This window comes from Pirellulales bacterium, from assembly GCA_036499395.1.
Classification (GTDB): domain Bacteria; phylum Planctomycetota; class Planctomycetia; order Pirellulales; family JACPPG01; genus JACPPG01.
Window position 1 is genome coordinate 38,282 of sequence record DASYDW010000100.1, and the last position, 16,995, is coordinate 55,276.

The 16,995-nt window shown below is 60.6% G+C and carries 16 protein-coding genes; 7 read left to right on the plus strand and 9 right to left on the minus strand.

What is annotated here, in order from left to right; translation table 11 throughout:
• Positions 1 to 45: 45 nt before the first annotated feature.
• Positions 46 to 1,134 (minus strand): efflux RND transporter periplasmic adaptor subunit, encoded by a 1,089-nt coding sequence (locus VGN12_18300; protein ID HEY4311406.1) that lies wholly within the window; start codon positions 1,132 to 1,134, stop codon positions 46 to 48.
• 1,066 nt (positions 1,135 to 2,200) lie between these two features.
• Here VGN12_18300 and VGN12_18305 point away from each other — a divergent pair.
• The 7 genes from VGN12_18305 to VGN12_18335 all read left to right on the plus strand — a co-directional run bounded on the left by VGN12_18305 (position 2,201) and on the right by VGN12_18335 (position 7,454).
• Positions 2,201 to 2,323 carry a hypothetical protein gene (locus VGN12_18305; GenBank protein ID HEY4311407.1) on the plus strand — a complete coding sequence of 41 codons (123 nt, stop codon included), beginning with the start codon at positions 2,201 to 2,203 and terminating at the stop codon, positions 2,321 to 2,323.
• Positions 2,324 to 2,344: 21 nt separating this feature from the next.
• Positions 2,345 to 2,719, plus strand: a complete 375-nt coding sequence (locus VGN12_18310; protein HEY4311408.1) for a hypothetical protein — start codon at positions 2,345 to 2,347, stop codon at positions 2,717 to 2,719.
• A 334-nt stretch (positions 2,720 to 3,053) separates the two neighbouring features.
• The gene (locus VGN12_18315; protein HEY4311409.1) at positions 3,054 to 3,623 is read left to right on the plus strand and encodes a hypothetical protein; all 570 of its coding nucleotides are present in this window, start codon (positions 3,054 to 3,056) and stop codon (positions 3,621 to 3,623) included.
• Positions 3,624 to 3,984: 361 nt separating this feature from the next.
• Entirely contained in the window at positions 3,985 to 4,902 is a 918-nt protein-coding gene (locus tag VGN12_18320; protein ID HEY4311410.1) for an FkbM family methyltransferase, read from the plus strand.
• Between the two features lie 213 nt (positions 4,903 to 5,115).
• Positions 5,116 to 5,913, plus strand: a complete 798-nt coding sequence (locus VGN12_18325; protein HEY4311411.1) for a DUF1559 domain-containing protein — start codon at positions 5,116 to 5,118, stop codon at positions 5,911 to 5,913.
• A 36-nt stretch (positions 5,914 to 5,949) separates the two neighbouring features.
• Positions 5,950 to 6,324 (plus strand): BlaI/MecI/CopY family transcriptional regulator, encoded by a 375-nt coding sequence (locus VGN12_18330; protein HEY4311412.1) that lies wholly within the window; start codon positions 5,950 to 5,952, stop codon positions 6,322 to 6,324.
• On the plus strand, positions 6,321 to 7,454 hold the full coding sequence (locus tag VGN12_18335) for a M56 family metallopeptidase (protein HEY4311413.1): 1,134 nt from the start codon (positions 6,321 to 6,323) through the stop codon (positions 7,452 to 7,454). The genes VGN12_18330 and VGN12_18335 overlap by 4 nt, the downstream gene beginning before the upstream one ends.
• 63 nt (positions 7,455 to 7,517) lie before the next feature.
• Here VGN12_18335 and VGN12_18340 read toward each other — a convergent pair whose 3' ends face one another.
• The 8 genes from VGN12_18340 to VGN12_18375 form a co-directional block, all read right to left on the minus strand.
• Positions 7,518 to 9,827, minus strand: coding sequence for an MMPL family transporter (locus VGN12_18340; protein ID HEY4311414.1), 2,310 nt, complete (start codon positions 9,825 to 9,827; stop codon positions 7,518 to 7,520).
• Positions 9,828 to 9,839: 12 nt separating this feature from the next.
• Positions 9,840 to 10,634: a hypothetical protein gene (locus tag VGN12_18345; GenBank protein ID HEY4311415.1), complete on the minus strand. Its 795-nt coding sequence runs from the start codon at positions 10,632 to 10,634 to the stop codon at positions 9,840 to 9,842.
• 19 nt (positions 10,635 to 10,653) lie between these two features.
• On the minus strand, positions 10,654 to 11,487 hold the full coding sequence (locus VGN12_18350; GenBank protein HEY4311416.1) for a methyltransferase domain-containing protein: 834 nt from the start codon (positions 11,485 to 11,487) through the stop codon (positions 10,654 to 10,656).
• Between the two features lie 30 nt (positions 11,488 to 11,517).
• The gene (locus VGN12_18355) at positions 11,518 to 12,597 is read right to left on the minus strand and encodes a type III polyketide synthase (protein ID HEY4311417.1); all 1,080 of its coding nucleotides are present in this window, start codon (positions 12,595 to 12,597) and stop codon (positions 11,518 to 11,520) included.
• Positions 12,594 to 13,787 (minus strand): FAD-dependent monooxygenase, encoded by a 1,194-nt coding sequence (locus tag VGN12_18360; GenBank protein HEY4311418.1) that lies wholly within the window; start codon positions 13,785 to 13,787, stop codon positions 12,594 to 12,596. Before VGN12_18360 ends, VGN12_18355 begins: the two co-directional genes overlap by 4 nt.
• Complete coding sequence (locus VGN12_18365) at positions 13,784 to 14,485, minus strand: methyltransferase domain-containing protein (GenBank protein ID HEY4311419.1); 702 nt, start codon at positions 14,483 to 14,485, stop codon at positions 13,784 to 13,786. Before VGN12_18365 ends, VGN12_18360 begins: the two co-directional genes overlap by 4 nt.
• On the minus strand, positions 14,485 to 15,180 hold the full coding sequence (locus VGN12_18370) for a YceI family protein (GenBank protein HEY4311420.1): 696 nt from the start codon (positions 15,178 to 15,180) through the stop codon (positions 14,485 to 14,487). The genes VGN12_18365 and VGN12_18370 overlap by 1 nt, the downstream gene beginning before the upstream one ends.
• 414 nt (positions 15,181 to 15,594) lie before the next feature.
• Positions 15,595 to 16,815, minus strand: coding sequence for a cyanophycinase (locus tag VGN12_18375; GenBank protein ID HEY4311421.1), 1,221 nt, complete (start codon positions 16,813 to 16,815; stop codon positions 15,595 to 15,597).
• Between the last annotated feature and the right edge of the window lie 180 nt (positions 16,816 to 16,995).

The following is a 16,995-nucleotide window of genomic DNA, read 5'->3' on the forward strand; positions in this document are numbered from 1 at the left end:
AGGGGATCTCGCTAATTTCCGTACTTCAGGACCGCACCGCGGTGACTATTCCGCGTGGAATTTCAGGTTCTGAGCAACCTGTTCCGAGGCACGATCCTCGTATTCCACTTTGTCGCCGTCGCGAACCTGCCGGATCCCTTCGAGAACGATCTTGTCCTCGGCGCTGATCCCCTTCTCGATGACGAAGAGGTCTTCCAATTCATTTTGGACGGTGATCTCGCGCTGATGGGCCACGTTCTCGGCGTCAACGATGTACACGTACCGCTTTTGCAGGACCTCGAAGGTCGCGCGTTGCGGGATGACGATAGAGTCGTTCTGCACGCGGCTGAGCAAGATGGTGCCCGTCTGACCATGACGCAGCAGGCGGTCCGGATTGGGGAAGTCGGCGCGGAAGGGGATATTGCCGGTCTGGTTGTTGAAGTCGGCTTCGATCGCGCCGATCTTGCCCAACTGGTTGAACTTCTCGCCGTTGGCTAGCTGGAGCTCGATTTTCAGATCGTCCTTATGCGGATCCTGCATGTATTCGAGGTAGCGAGCCTCGGGGACGTTGAAATAAACCCACATCAGGCTGTTGTCCGACATGGTCGTGAGGACCTCTCCCTCTTGGACCAGGCTCCCCTGCTGATGGTGCAAGCGGTCGACAATACCGTCGAAGGGGGCCTTGACCGTGGCGAAATCCAGTTCGGCCGCCGCAAGATTCGCCTTGGCCTGAGCCCTCGACAACTCGGCTTGACGTAAGAGCACTTCGTTTTCAGAGACCACTTTGTCCTTGGCGAGCTTCTGAGTGTACGTCAACTGCAGACTGGCGAGCTTGGCCTCGGCATTCTCCGCATCCAGCTTCGACTGGTAGAGAATGGGACGAACAGTGAATAATAAATCATTTTCCTTGACGCGCTGCCCTTCTTTGATTTGGATCGCCTCGAGGTAACCCATCTCCAACGCTCGCACGTTGATGTGCCGCTGCGAGTGGATCTGGCAGACATACGGTTGCGTCAGGGTGACCGGTTGCAATTGCGGATTCGTGGCAGTGATCTTATGGGCTTCGTGGTGCTGCTCTTCCACGTGCCTGTTGCAAGCAGGCAAGGAGAGAGCGGCCAGTGCCAAGACGAGTGCCGGGAGCGGCGAGACTTTCATGGATTTTCGCTCGTTGATTGCTTCTGAGGTCGCGAACTGAATCACTTAACGGGAATCAAGGAGGGGAAGATGATCAGCACATCTTCTTTAGCGCTGGCATGCCACCACGAAAGAGAGGACGACCACCAACATTTACGTCGACACCGGCCGCCACATGGTGAATACGATCCATTCCGTCCGTTGGTTCCCTCCCGACAACCCAGCAGTTGCCAAAACGCAGAGAGAAACAACGTCCGACGAATCGCATCACTTGATCGTATTACGTGAGATCAACGTCGTCAATTTGTCCTTGCCCAAAACGGCACCCTCTTACGAATTTGTCACGAAGAGCCAGGTGCTCTCCTCTTACGAATTCGTTATGAAACGGCAGCTCCCCGTCTAAAGGGAGGGGCAAATTGGCCTTGCATGGCGGTACGAAGGGACGAATCGCCATTGCCGGGCCCATCCCTACGACTGCGACTTTCTGTTGCGCGGAGGCAGATTGCGGTGCATCCTCGACAACAAAAAAAGTGCCACCCGGTGGTCAAATACGGCCGCCGGGACACCGAAGTTGGAGAAGATCCTTTGGATGCGCCTTCAGCGCGGCTCGTTGTCAGCAATTGCGCAAAATGAATGGGTAGCCACGGCCGAGCGCCGTCGAAATCCGGCGAAGCCGATTTGTGCCGAAGGAGTCATCGGATCGGCGGCTGCGACAACTCGTGAGAAGGGTTCATCTCGACCGCGCCATACGGGATGTTGGAGCAACAGAGTTCCCAATTTCTCGATCACCCAATCCCTCTGGCCCGCTATCCGCATGCGGGGTATGGCGAGGCAGTCCGTGCCGTGGAATGTGGCGGGATTCGATTGGGTTGGGCACCTGAAATGACGGTGCGTCGGGTGGAGTCATGGCAGCCCAATTTCTCTTCGGGGCTTTGTCAGGCGCTTTGTCTCATGCATCGCCGTTTATTCGTGGACGTGCAGATATGGCGAAAATCTTGATCCGCGCCGACCGAGGTTTATCATCCCGGCTGAAGGGGTCATGGCGGACACGATTCCATCGCACGCAACTCGTCGGAGGAACCTGTTCATGTTCATTCGAAAGAGAAACGGTCTGGTTCCGTTGGTGGCAGTCGCTGTGGTTGTTGGTGGCGGCTTAATTGCTTTCGCACAAATCCGCGATGCCGGCTCGAAAGTTCGAGGAGATGCCTAGAGCCGCTCGTCGGCGCGGTCAATGCGTCACTCGCGCGACACATCGCGCGATCTGCGCCTGTTTGCGCAACGGTCTCGCCGGACGAATCAACCCGTCTCGCCCATCGTCGCCCGCTCGCACGTCGAGGAATTGGCGAGCAACGTCAAGCTGACACAGAAGTATCTTGCGGAGGAAAAGAAGGAACTGGCCGGTAATAAGGCCGCGCTCGATTCCCTGGCCAAGATCGAAAAGCATGTCGACGAGGAAGCCGAGCACGTTTCTACGCTATCGGACCTCGTCAAGGGGGATCAGATCGACCCGGAAAAAGCGATTAGATCTTTTGACGATGCGGAAGATCATATCGATAAGGCGCTGCTCGAGCATGACGAGCTTGAATTGCGAGTCGCGTCCGAATGACGGTCGGGGCTGCTCCCGTAGATTCGTGATCTCTCCTATCCCGAAGGATTTGTCCGGCCGTGGGGCGGTCACCTACGCTCGGCGGCCTCTTTTGTTGCGTCGTGGCACTTCTGGCGAAGCGCAATTCGACCCGGATGCGGCGCTTCGGCGGAAGCGCTTTCGCGAGTGCGCTTCTCCAGGGTGTTTCCCCCTACTCGTTCGTCAAGCCGATCAGGGGATGAGATCGCAAGCTGGCATTTACTTTTCTTGATCGCCGGGGCTAGATTAATACCGGATTTCGTGCGGCTCGGGGCTGCAACATTTTGGTTTACGCTTCTTTGCTAACGGAGTATTTATGCGCGTCCTTGTTGCCATCGCCGCCGCCATCGCCATTCAAATGACGGTTCCTAGTGTGACATTTGCTCAAACGCCCCCCTTGGTGACGTCGCCGGCCATCGTCGAGCCGCCTCCGCCTCAGCAAGAGACGATCACCGTCGCACCGTCGCCGCAGACTGTGTGGGTGCCGGGCTCGTGGGAACGCACGCCGGATCAGTGGATGTGGGTCGACGGTAAATGGGTCGCACCTCCTTTCCGTCGTGCCTATTGGACCCCCGGTTATTGGCAGCACGTTGGCGGACAGTATCAATGGTTGCCTGGGCATTGGGCCGCAGGCAGCCAGGGGGCGGTGGTCACACAGAAGATAGCCCCGCCGGCGCCGTTGCCCGAGACACAGCCGGCGCCTCCGGCGACCGCGAGCAATCTTGCCTGGGCGCCTGGACATTGGGAATGGCGCGGAACGTGGGTTTGGGTGCCAGGCCACTATGTCGCGAATAGCAATGCCCAAGCCGTCTGGGTTTCCGGCGAATGGGACGCGGTTGCCGATGGATCGTGGCGGTGGAATCCCGCGCACTGGGCCGTAAGGTAGTGCCCGACATCATGCTAGCTCTGCCGCCATCGATTGATGGGGCCAACGCCTGACCAATTGATGCGCTGCTTGATACGTCGAGCGAGGTCTCTGTTGTAGCAATTCTTCCGCCTCGCTCAGTCGGGACGAATGCGCAGGGCCGTGCGCCAATCTGCTCAGCACGGCTCTCTCGAGTTTTCTCGTGCCACTGCGGCGATTGCCTGGGAATCGTCGCGCGGATCGGTCGAGCGACCTAGGATTTGCCAGACGCACGCGCGCCGCGCGACGAGGCTTGCCTCGTTGGACCTGACGAACCAGGCCGCGGCGCGCCGCGCATCGAATCACAAGCTGGCAAAATCCACGGAAACCGAGAGCACTTCCGATGACTCAGATTCTTAGTCGCTTGGCCACCAAGGCACGCGCTATCCGTCGCACGCAACGTTATCGACGAATGCTGCTGGACTTGGGAGCCACGTTCACCAGCGATCCGGCCCGCGCCGGCGCCGAACTGGTAACGATCGAGGGGCTGAAGTTCTCGATCAAGAGCGAAGAGGACTTGTTCATCCTGACTGAAGTCTTCGATCGGCAATGCTACAACTTTCGCACCTCGGCCGAGACGATCGTCATTGACATCGGCATGAATATCGGCATCGCCAGCCTGTCGTTCGCCAAGGATCCGAATGTTCAGCACGTCTACAGCTTCGAGCCGTTTCCCGGCACCTACGCTCTCGCACGTGCCAACCTGCGGCTTAATTGGCCATGTGAAGAAAAGATAACGGCGCAGAATTTCGGACTATCGGATCGCGATGCCGTCGAAGAACTTCCCTACATTGAAGAACGCAAGGGGAGCTTGGGTGTCAACGGCATGCCGCGCTCGTTTACTCCTTCGCGGCAAGATCTGAATTTGCAACGCATCGAGTTGCGCGACGCCGCCATTGTTCTGTTTCCCATTTTGGAAGCTCATCCAGATGCCAATCTCGTCTTGAAGATGGACTGCGAGGGTTCGGAGTATCCGATCTTCCGCAGCTTGGATGACGCAGGGTTGCTGGGCCGCTTTCAAGCCATCATGCTCGAATGGCACAAGCAAGGTCCGGAAGAGTTGCTCAGCGCTTTGCAAAAGTACGGCTACGCCGCGTTCACGTTCAACGATGGGCCACGCGGCGACGGAATGCTGTACGCCGTGAACCCCAAGCCGCCACGCCGATCGGCGGAACGCGCGGTCCGGGGTCAAACCCAAATTTCCCCGATACCGGATATCATTTCGATGCCACTGGCCGGCGTGCCCGTGCCAACCGCGTAACGACCTGCTTGCACGTTGCGATGCTGTCAGGCCCAGATTGATCTGGCGGACCTTTCCGGATAGGTTGACCCCGTTCGCCGGCCTCGCGCCGGCGACGGACGAGTGAATTCGTGAGTTTGGAGCATCGACATGGAGGTCCACGATTCACGCGCGGGGAGCGCTGCCAGGCCGTCCGGGTTTACCATCGTTGAATTACTCATCGCTTGCTCTGTGATGAGCCTGTTGGTCGGGCTGCTGTTGCCGGCGATTAACTCCTCGCGCGAGGCGGCACGGCGTATCGACTGTAGCCATCGCTTGCATCAGATCGGTCTGGCTTTACACGCCCATCACGAGGCACGTGGCGCACTGCCGCCCGGTTGGACGCTGGAGCCGACGGGACAGTCCGCCTTTGGTTGGTTCGTTCCTCTGTTGCCTTTTAGCGAGGCGGGGGCGTTGGCCCATTCGCTCGACATGACCGCGCCGCTGACGTCGAATGTGAATATCACGCCTGGTCGGACAGCGCTATCGCTTTCAATTTGCCCTTCGGACGTCCATGAGCCGTTGTTTGCGCTCTATAAGGAAGTTGGCACGCACGCCATTTCCGGGCAGCGGTCTGACCAGGTGCTTGTCTGGTTGGCTTCGGCGAATTTTGTGGCCATGTTTGGCACGCGCGATCCGGATGACGTGGCGGGAACGACGGGAAACGGCGCATTTATCGAGACACGCGCATTCCGATTTACCGAGCTCGAGCGCGGATTGAGCGAGACGTTCTTGATCGGCGAGAGAACCGAGGCCCAATGTCCAACGACCTGGGTGGGTTTCGAAGTGGCTGGCGAAGACGCAGCATCACGCGTTGCGGGCCTTGCCTGGGATGGCCCCAATCGGGCCGACGCGGACGAGTCGGAATTCTCCAGTCGGCACCCCGGCTGCACAAACTTCCTGTGGGCCGATGGACACGTGACTCCGATACCCGATGAAATTGATCAAATGACGTATCGCCAGCTGTCAAAGCGTGGGTTTGCAAGGGACTGACGCAAGCCAGCATCCGAAGCACGACAGGGGTAAACGATGGCAGGACGACAGCTGACGCGCTATGAATTAGAGATCATGGACGTCGTATGGCGCCTCGGCGAAGTAACGGTCCATGACGTCTGCGCTAATTTGTCGCGCCCGCTCGCCTACACGACCGTCATGACCACGTTGGGCGTGTTAGAGCGAAAAAAGAAGGTGTTGGATCGCACCAAGCGCGGTCGCGCGTACGTCTACAAACCGCTCGTGTCGCGCGATGAGGTCTCGCGCGACCTGCTCAAGGATTTGCGGGACGTAATATTCGGCGGCTCGATGCCTTCGTTGGTTTTGAATCTCGTCAACGACGACTCGGTTTCGAAAGCGGACATTCAGGCGCTCAAAGAAGCGCTGCGCCGCGTGGAGCAGAAGAAATGAACGCGTCGCGTCTACTCGAGATTCTTTGCTCGTTGACGATGCAAGTGGCGGTTGTCGTCGGAGTGACCCAATTCCTGGGACAACGGTATTTCCGGGACGATCGCGACCGCGACCGATTATGGAGCGGTTGCTTGCTGGCCTTGCTGCTGGTGCCGATTTGCGATTTTTGTCTGCCGCACTTGCGTATGCTGCCTGTGCCAGCCGTGCTGGTTGATCCCGACGTCGGCCTGCGGCTGGAAGCACACGCCGGTGCGATCATGTGGATCGTGAGGCTTTGGATGGCCGGCGCGCTGCTGATGCTGGGCCGGATCGTCGTCGGCTCTTTGCGCGCCGCCTGGCTCTTGGGCCGCTCGGCACCGATCGACGCCGCGCGATTGCCGGTTCCGTGGGGAACGCTGGCCGTGAGCTGTGATAGGGTTGCGTTCGAACGATCGAAAGCAATGCAGGGCCGTGCGGGTCGCGACGCGCGACCAATTCGCTTTCGCGCTACTACCGAGACGCTTAGTCCCTTTTGTTGGCAACTTCACCGGCCGACGATCGTGTTGCCAGAAACCGTGCTGTCGTTTCCGCCGGACGAAATTGCGGCGGTGATCCGGCACGAAGCGGCACACCTGTCCTTCGCCCATCCGCTGCGGCTGTTTGTGCAGCGCGTGGCCGAAGCATCGCTATGGTTTCATCCGGCGGTGTGGTGGGCGGGGAAGAAATCTAACGCGGCGCGAGAATTCGCCTGCGACCAGTTGGCGGCGCCGACGGCGGAGACCGCGGCGGCTCTGCTGCGTAGCATGCTGCGTCTGGCGGAACTCGGTTGTGGTCCTGCGCGATCCAGCCTGGCCAACGCGGCCACCGGAACTTCGGCCAGCCTGTTAGCCGAGCGAGCACGCAAGCTATCGCAGTCCGTCGTAGCGCCTGTCGATTCAGCACGGCGGACCGGGTTTCCTCTGGCGCCAGCGATCGTGGCTGTCGCGGCCGTGTTGTTGCTCTGGATTCCCATGGACGTGTGCGCTTCGAGCCGCTCGCTTTGGTCCCCGTGGCCGGTCTGGAGCGCACGAGCGCTGCAATCACTCGGCATCTCGGCCCGCGATTACGAGATCGACGGCCATCGCCTGCGAACCGACGGTCGCGCGATGTAGATATGCCCGCTGTTGGCTTGCGCGGGATATGATTTGCACGAGCCGACCCGATGTCGACCGTCTTTACGCTGCGGTGCGCTCCGTTTCGCGACGCTTCGGCACGACGGTTCGCGCCGGGTTCTTCGCAGTTTTGGTGCGCGGGTATTGCGCCTCGAAAAGCTTGCCCAAGGGTCCCACGACAAGCGCCGGGAGCAGCACCAGGTTGGCGGCCAGGCCGATCATCAACAGTGCTAACAGCATCCAGGCGAAGCGGCTGGACGGAAGGAAGTCGCTGAACCAGAAGACCGCGAGCCCCAGTCCGCAGATGAGCGAACTTTGCACCATGGCCAGACCGCAGTGCTGATGCGCGGCATAAGCCGCGTCGCGCCGCGACTGGCCATTCTCGAGCCCACGGCGGAAGAACGTCAGATAGTGGAACGTATCGTCGATGGCGATTCCCAGGGCTACGCTGGCCGTCATGACCGAGCCGATATCGAGCGGCATCGCGATCCAGCCCAGCACGCCGAACATCAGGACGGTTGGAAAGAAGTTCGAAATCATCGAGACCAGGCCGACCAGGATGCCTCCTTGTGCGATCGTCATCACGATCGTGATCATGGCGAAGTCCGACAGGAAGCTGGTGAACAGGTCGCGCTTGAGGGCCTGTTGGATCGCATGAACCAGTGGCATGACTCCAGTGACACGGCAGGTCATTCCAGTCTTCGCGTTGGTGGGAGTGAATTCCTGCACCAGGTGTTGCTTGATGTCGGCCAGGATGTCGGTGTAGTCCAGGTTGCCCAGCGCGCTGGTAAATGCGGTGATGCGCCACTGCTGCGCCACTGCGGTCTGGTGCAGATACCTGTGCGCGGTGAAATACGGCGAGGCTTCAGGCAGAATGTCCGTCAGGTAATCATGGTATTCGCGGCTGGCACGATTGATGTCCGTGGGCACGAAGGGAAGGAAGTTGGCGCAAGAGATCGTCCCCTGGACGTGTTCCACCTTGTGCAATTGAGCCTGAGCTTGTTCAACAACGCGGAAACGATCGGCCAGAGTTAGCGGACAATCGCGGCGAAATTCGACGACCACTTCCACAGGCACCAGCGGCCCAACGTGCTCTTCGATCCAGGCGTAGTCGCGCAGCAGTCGATGGTGACTGCCGAACAGAGTCTCGATATGCACCGAGGTCGTGATCCACGGAATTCCCCAGCCGGCGCCGAGCATGACCAACACCGAGGTCGCCACGATCACCAGATGATAGCGCATCACGGCGTTGCTCAACCGATCCCACAAGGGGTGGCGGCCGTGCCCGGTCGCGTCCGTTTCGAGCGCAGGCGCCAAGGCTTTTGGTCGCCACACCGCCAATGTGCCAGGTAAAAATGCCAGCACGACACCGAGCGTCAACACAGTGCCGATCGCACCATAGGCGCCGAAACTGCGAATCGGCGCCAGATTGCTGACGACAAGCGACCCCAGGCCGATTGCGGTTGTCACGGCCGCCAAGGTGCATGGAAACCAGCCCAGGCGAAGTGCCTGCCAGGCGGCATCTTCGGCCGAGTACTCGCGGCGCGCGTCGAGGTAATAGTTGATCAGGTGGATTCCGCCCGAAACCGTGACGACTTGTACCAGCGGTGGCAGCACGATCAAGAGCGCGCTCATTTGATCGCCGCATAGATGAATCAACGCCAGCGTCGCGCCTTCGCAGTACAAGGACAAACCAAAGACCAGCAGGGCCCCCGGCAGCCACTTCAGGCACCACCAGCACAGTAGAAAAACGCAAATCGCCGACGGAATCGCAAAGCGATCGAGCGAGGTGTGGCTGGCACGATCGACTGCTAGGCCATCCGCCACCGGACCGGCCAAATGCTGCGAGTCATAGGGGACGTGGCAATGTTCGGCTAGACCGGCGCGAACCAGATCGACGACGCGCCCGCGCTCGGCGAGGCCCGCGGGGGTGAGCGTGATGATCGCGCACGTTGTTTCGCTGTCAGGACCAATCAGCGTGCCGCGCAGCCGGCCGATCGCGTCGACGCGCGACAATCGCAGCGGGTTGGCCATTAGATCGGCCAGCGCCTCGCGACCGCTGAGGACCTGTTCTACCAGCGCGCGGCCGTGCGCATCGCGAAAGAGATCTGCCCGTCGTAAGCTGCGCGTCAGGACATCGAGCGAACGCGAGTCGATCGTGCAGCCGTCCCAACTGACGATCAATACTTCGCCTGAGCCAAACGTGCGGCGAAATTGCTCGTATTCCTGGCGCGGCCGGAAGGTCTCGGGAACCCACTCGAACGGCGAGTTCGCGTTCATGCGCAGCGCATGCCGGGCACCGTCGGCGACGACGGGCAGCAAGCACAGCGCATAAATCAAAAGTAGTTGAAAACGACGCTTGTGAAGGGGCATCGAATACGATCCCTAGGCGGCCTGGCGGAAGGGTACGTCGGATCGTGCTTTGTGCCCAGGTCGATTTCGCGCCGGCTCATCCTTCGGCAGCGCGCGACGCGCGAGCGGTCCGAACAGCATGCCGGGGTACCCAGCTACCGCAGCTTGATAGTTCCGATAGCTGGCACCCAGATAAAACAGCAGACGGCGATCCTTCAGGCAGCTACCGAGAAAGATGTAAGTCGTCCACACACCCATCAGTACCAGGCGATCGGCGGTCACGACCGGCGTAAACCAGACCAGGCCAAGAAAGCTGAGATAGACCGGATGACGCAGCCACAGGTATGCGCCCCGCGGCTCGAAGCGGCGCGCAGGCAATGGCTGGCCTCGCAGCCAATGCCACCAGGGGGTCCAGCCGGTTTGATATCCCAAGCCGGTCAGGTGCAAGCTATACAACAGCGCCCCCCAGGAGCTGAGGAAAGCCAAGGTAATGGCCGTCGCGGTCGCGCCCTGACTTTGCCAGATGATGGTTGAATGCGGCTGCCAGGCGGCAAACATCACGAGCAAGCTGACGCAAGTAACCACGCAATAAAAGCAGCCGTAGAACGCCGAGGGGATGGAGCGAGTGAGCCGCTGACGCACAGCGGGCAGCAGCAGAATGCTATGGGGAATTGCGAACTGTGCGGCCAGCAAAACATCGACCCACAGACTGCCAGAGGAGCGCGCAGCGGGCGCCGCTCCTTTGAGAAACCAAAAGAGATAGTACACGGTCACGGCGAACAGGCCGTGCGTGGCGAGGCCAAACAGAATTCCAGCGGTTCTTCGCATCCGTGCGCGCGGGAGTCAATTAGCGGGGGCGTTCGGCGATGAAGCATCCATACTGCATCGCGCCGGTTTGATAGGCCTGCAAGATGGCCTCGAATCGATCCAGGAAGAGCACTTGATTCTGGTCAACGGCCCGGGCCAGCCAGCGCACGCCCGTACGGCGCACGCGCTCTTGGCAAATTTCCCAGGTACGCGTAACGGCGGCCGTCCAATCGAGGAAGCGCACATTCGTAAGGCCGGCTTTCTCCATCCAGTGGCGATAGTCGTCCGCGGTTCCTAGCGAGGGGCAGAAGAATCCCTCGCAAACACGATGGACCCGCAACATGGAGTCGGAGTCGTTCGTTTCGCCGGCCAGCCAGGCGCAGATCGCTACCCGCCCGCCGGGACGCAGCCAGGTGCCGGCGCGGCGGAAGAAGCGAGGCTTGTCGAACAGATGTTCGGTACATTCGATGCTCCATACAACGTCGAACGATTGCGGCGAGAAGGCCGCCTGTTCGGCATCGTTGCAGAGGAATTGCGTCCGGCGCGCGACGCTATGCCAGCGCGCGGCGCATTGTGCCCAGCGTCTTTGCACGGCGCTAATCGTGATGCCCGTCACCTGGCAGCCCAACTGAGAGGCCAAATAGATCGACGACGACCCCATGCCACAGCCGACGTCCAGCACTTCGTCATGATCGCGAATGCCGGCTTCGCGGGCGACGGCCTCGGTCAATTGTTGTTGGGCAACCGTGGCGGATTCATCGCCGGACCACAATCCATGGTGAATGTGTCTACCCCACAGGAGTCGATAGAACAAGGTCGTCAGATTGTAATGGCTGCGGATATCTTGCTTGCGAACGGTTGGACAAACGATCATCGATGGGAATCCTTTCTCACGTTGGGGCATTTAGCGCAGCAGAGCCGCCTCGATCGTCAGACCCGGGCCAAAGGCCAGCACGACGCACGGCCGTGGGGCGTCGCGCCGCTGCATGCGGTCGAGGATGAAAAGTATGGTGGGTGACGACATATTGCCGAACTCGGCAAGCACCTCGCGCGAGTCAGCGAGCGATTCTTCGGACAGGCCAATGGCGCTTGCGCAGGCGTCGAGGATGCGCGGGCCACCCGGGTGGACAGCCCAGGAGCCAATATCTTTGATCGCCAGGCCATATTCATTGAGCCAGCCGGCCAGCCACGGCCGCAGTTGCTCGTCAAGCAATTGCGGCACCTGGGCCGAAAGGGTCATTTGGAAACCATGATCGCCGATGCGCCAACTCATCATCTCCTCGGTGTCCGGGATCACGGCCGAGCGCTGGGCGACCACGTGCCAGTTCGCGGAATTCATTTCTTGGCCGCGCAGGACCAGCGCGCCGGCACCATCAGCGAATAGCGCGTTGGCGACAATCTGCTCGGGATCCCAGCGGTATTGATGATGCAAGCTGCAGAGTTCGACCGCGCACAACAGGGCGCAAGCTGCGCGATCATGTTGGACAAACGAATTAGCCACGCGCATGCCATTTAGTGCGCCATGGCAGCCCATGAATCCGACGTGCGTGCGCGACGTTTCCGACGTCAGGCCGAGGCGGCTGATCAATGCCAAGTCGAAACCCGGCGATGCAAAGCCACTGCAGGAGACCGTTACCAGGTGGGTGATTTCGGCGGGTGCGACATCTGCTTTTTCCAACGCCTCGCGTGCTGCCGCCAGGGCCAGCGGCGCGGCGCTGGCCTCGTAGGCGACCATGCGCTGGCCCGTGGTGGGACCAGATTCGGTTTGCGTGTAAAAGCTTTGTTCCGCCGGCCGGCCGTTGGTGTCCGAATTGAGGACGACACTATGTCGCGTACGCACCCCGGCGCGACGATAGAGGGTCTTTACCAAACGCTGCTGAACCTGCGTCTGGCAGCAGATTTGCGACGCCTGTTCGGCGGCATCGTCTTGCTCGATTTGATGTTCCGGCACGGCGGTTCCAATGCCTGCAATTTCCACGCTCATGACATACTCGTTTGCAAAGGGACGGGCCCCGACTGAATGCGCCGCACAAGTGGATTGGCCACGGACGGAACTGCCTGCAGCGCGCGAAGCGCCATTTCGACGATCAGCGGGCGGCGCAGGAGCGGCGCCAAGATGCGGCAGGCGAATTGCCCGCGCGCGATCTGCCGCTGTTGCACGGCTTGCCATGTGAGCTCGCACGATTCGTCGCTTGTAGTGATCAACCGCTGGGCATAGGGAACGACCGCCGTGGCCGAGGCAATGGCCCAGCCCATTCCTTCGCCTGTAAATGGCTCGACATAGCCGGCCGCATCGCCGAGCAGAAACACACGCCGATCGGCGAGCGTGCCGCTCGCTCGCGTCAGCGGAAGAGTCCCGCGCCAGGCACGCGTATCGACGGCGGACAGCATCGCCATGTTGGCCTCGCGCAGAATTTCGTTGATGAGATTGGCGGGGCCGCCGGCCGCACGCAGCGCCGCGGGATCGACGGCAGCCGCGACGTTCAGATTCCCGTCGGCCGTGCGCACGAGCCCCACGTATCCGTGCCGGGCCACTCCCATGTGAATCGCGCCGGAATCGTAGGCACCGTGGGGTTCGCGAACGGTTAGCCCCAGACCGATTCGCGCCTCGGCGACGGTACTCGCGCGGAACGCTTCCAGGTGACGGACACTGGCGTGCCCCAGTCCGTCCGCGGCCAAGACGACTCGACCGTGGGCGGTGGAGATTTGCTGGTCCGTACTGGTCAGTGTGACGGTTCGTGATGCACTGTCGGGCGAGTCGCCGGAGGTAACCGTGGCAGTTGTTTCGGGAAGGAAGGCGACGCCGGCGTCGATCGCGGCGGCCGTGAGGGCCGCGTCGAAGGCCGCACGTTCAATGGCTGCGCCTGCCGGCAGATCGAGTGCCACCGCGCGCTTGCGCGCATGCACCACAAATCGATTGACCGGGGCCGCATAGCCGGCGCTAAGCGTGTGCTCGAGTCCGAGTTCCTTCAGCATTACCAGGGCACCGCTATTCAAACAGCCGCCACAAACTTTTGCGCGGGGAAACGCACAACGCTCGACGAGCAATGTCGAGTGGCCGCGTCGCACCAACTCAAGCGCCGCTATCGCACCTGCGGGTCCGGCGCCGATCACGATCGCGTCCCATAGCGGAGCGCTTGCCTGGGCGATGTTAATCGTTGGCGCGACGTTCATGATTTCCTCCAGGCGAGCAGCCAGCGTTGCGGCCAGTGATGCGTAATGATCGCGCCATCCAGGCCGCTGCGCATAGCCAACTTACTGATCTCATCGGCGGCGAAAGCGGCTTCCACCGAACGGGGGCCGTCGACGTGGACAATCGGGGAAGTGGTCAACATGTGACAACCGACCCAGGCCAAACCATAGCCGAGCCAACTGCGTTGCAAATCGCAGACCAATACAGCGCGGTGCGCTGCTTTCGCCATGCTGGCCAGCAGGTCGACGGCTTGCTGCTCTGGCAAATGATGCAAGAACAGGGACGTCATGATCACGTCGTAGCGGTCTGGCAGCGGCTGTGCCAGCACGTCGCGGGCGAAGAATTGCACATTGCTCAATTGCGCAGCTGTGGAACGGCGCTGCGCCTCCTCGACGGCGCAGGGGCTGATATCGCAACCGTCAATGGTTATCGAGACTCCGGCGCGAGTCGCCAGACGAGCCACGGCCACGGCGTTGTCGCCGCCGCCGCAGGCAATGTCGAGCACGCGCAGAGGCCTCGTCGTCTCTTTCGCCAACGCGGCGAGCGGCGGCCAGAGTATCGCGGCGCTGCGGCTGATTACGTTGATTCGCTGCAGGCCGCGCAGCGCCTGCACATGCAGGGCTGGATCGAGGTCGGGCTGATCCATCAGCTCGGGTTGCAAGCGGCGATTTTGAATCATCACTTCGCTCCCGGGCTCGTGGCGATCCACAGGTCGCCGTAAATGGTCAGGCTGTCGGCAACGCCGATCGCACCAAAAGCCTTGCTGTACGGAGTAATGCCGTAGTCGGTCTGCAAGATCGCGAAGTTCCCGCGTAGGCGCGTGTAGCCCGTCGCCGATGACGCCTCGGCCAGGATGCGAACCTTGCGCGTGGCGCCATGGAGCGTGAAATCTCCGTCAATCTGATACTGGGGCAGTGCATCTGTTCGATCGACACGCACCGGCTGAATGGAATTCACTTTAAGCGTCGCCGTGGGGTAGCGTTGCACGTCGAGCACGCTGGGGCCGAGCATATTGGCGTTTACTTGCCGCTGCGTATCGGCGTCGGTCGTCCCTTCCAGTCCGACGTATTGCCGCGCGGCGGGGGTATCAGCTTGAAACGAGGTGACGTCGAAAACGATTTGTCCCGCGTTGGCCGTCGCCCCCAGTTGCACAGATCCGGACTTGATGTGGCCTTCGACACCATGCTCGTGCCCCAGGCCGGTCTTTCCCACCCGAATAAATACGCGGCTGGCGCGGGTTTCGATTTGTCCCGGCACAAGCGACGGGGCTTGAGCAGCAGGAGGTACGGCCTGGGCGAGATTGTTCGTAGCACTGATCCCGGCGAGCGCGAATGCGATGAGCGCGATCGCGAAGAATCGTGGCTGAAGGGGCATGGCGGCATTCCTCCATGAGGTCGGACATTCGAAACGAGCCCCTGACTTCCGTCTTGTCCTGCAAGACGAGGGCCAGATCGTATCAACTATAGTTGTAGTAGAAAAGTCCAGAATTTGGCTGGCGCTAAGCTTGGGCGTGACCTCATTGTCACAACTACGGACAACTAGGACAGATTACAAATACGACATGCGCCTGCGAAAAGGCCGCTGGCAAAGGCGCTGCGACCCACATGTGACCGTGAAGCGATCACGTGCCTTCGAGTGCTTTAGCGGGGAAGGCCGTGGCGCATGGAGTGAGTTACGCATGCCAATTGGCAGGTCTGCAATAGACCCTGCTGCGCGACGACCGTCGACGATGCAGCGCGTCATGAATAGAAAGCGAGCGGTCCGCACGCGAGCGTGCGGCTACAGCTACTACTTGTAAAGCGGTCCCGAGATTTCGATCGGCCGTACATCCAAGTGGATGTTGCTGACCGTGAATCCCGTACCGGCCGGAACATCTCCGTACCATCCAGCGCTATCTTCGCCGGGATAGAAGCGGAATTCGAAGCCCTGCGTCGGCTCTTGACGAGCAGCCAGTCCGTCGAAGGCCAGCCCGATCGCCTCGACCTTGCGGCGTTGCATCAGCCGACTGAGCACCTCGACCACCGTGGTGTTGGCCAGGATATCAGGGAACATGAACGGTTCGGCTTCGGAGTCGAGCTCTTCGCCATGCGGCATCGAGCCAGCGACTTTTTGCTTGGCCGGTGTCACGGTGAGGGTGGTCAGGTCGAAGGTGTCACCGTGATCGAGATAGGTCATGCGGACGTTCTTAAGGTTGAAGCCCGATACATCAGGATCGTGGCTGGCATTCGAGAGATCGAGCACGACGGCCCCCTTGAAGCCGACGACTTCGACCTCGGTTCCGTTGCGCACGACGCAGGCGGTGTTTTCGTCGACGCCGATGCCGAATTTCAGCCCTTGCGAGTGCATGGCCACCAGCGCACGGGCAAAGCGGCCGCGGGTGAGGCAATGCTGTTCGATAAACCAGCCGTGATCGAGGAAACCGAGTCCTTCGTCGATCTCTTTACCGAACTTCACGCCCTTTTTCAGAGTCGCTAGCACGGTATCGGGGTCGGCAAACATGACACGGCTAAGCACGGCAGCTCCGGCGCTAGTGCCAGCGATGACGCCGCCATCGTTGTAGACTTGCCAGATGGCTTCCAGAAGCGGCGTGTTTTCGCCTTCTTCTGTCCGCAGGGCTTTGGTGATTCGCTTTTGATCGCCGCCAGTGAAGAAGACTCCAGTCGCGTGCCGGACCTTTTCGACCATGTCTTCGTCGACGACCACCTTGCGGAAGTCAACGTCGACATTCATCAGGCCCAGGGGGACAACGAAAGCATCGGCGCCGGCCTTTCGCAGCGCGGCCACGGCCCGCTCGCCACTATCCAGCGGAGTTCCGCTAGCGGTGGGGAAGACCGCGATCTGCGCGGCTTCGCCTCCTGCCAACTCGACGATGCGCTCCCAAATGTCACGTTCCCAGACCTGACTGTCTGTTGAACGTAAGGCACCGCCGATGATTACGAGCGATCCCTTTTTCTCTTCAGCCCTGCCCGCGGATGAAATTCCGATCAGACAAAGGCCCAAAACTACCACTCTGAAACTCCTCACCATCGTGCGCTCCCTGTCAAACACCATTTCGACCGGCGAAGGAAGATACGTCAAATCGTCGGCGTGCGAATGGGCGGTGCGTCATGCTCCGGGAGGAAAGTAACGGCATAGCGGGTTTCGCATCAAGACCAAAACCTGGGCCAGTCGGACTTGATCGCGTCATTA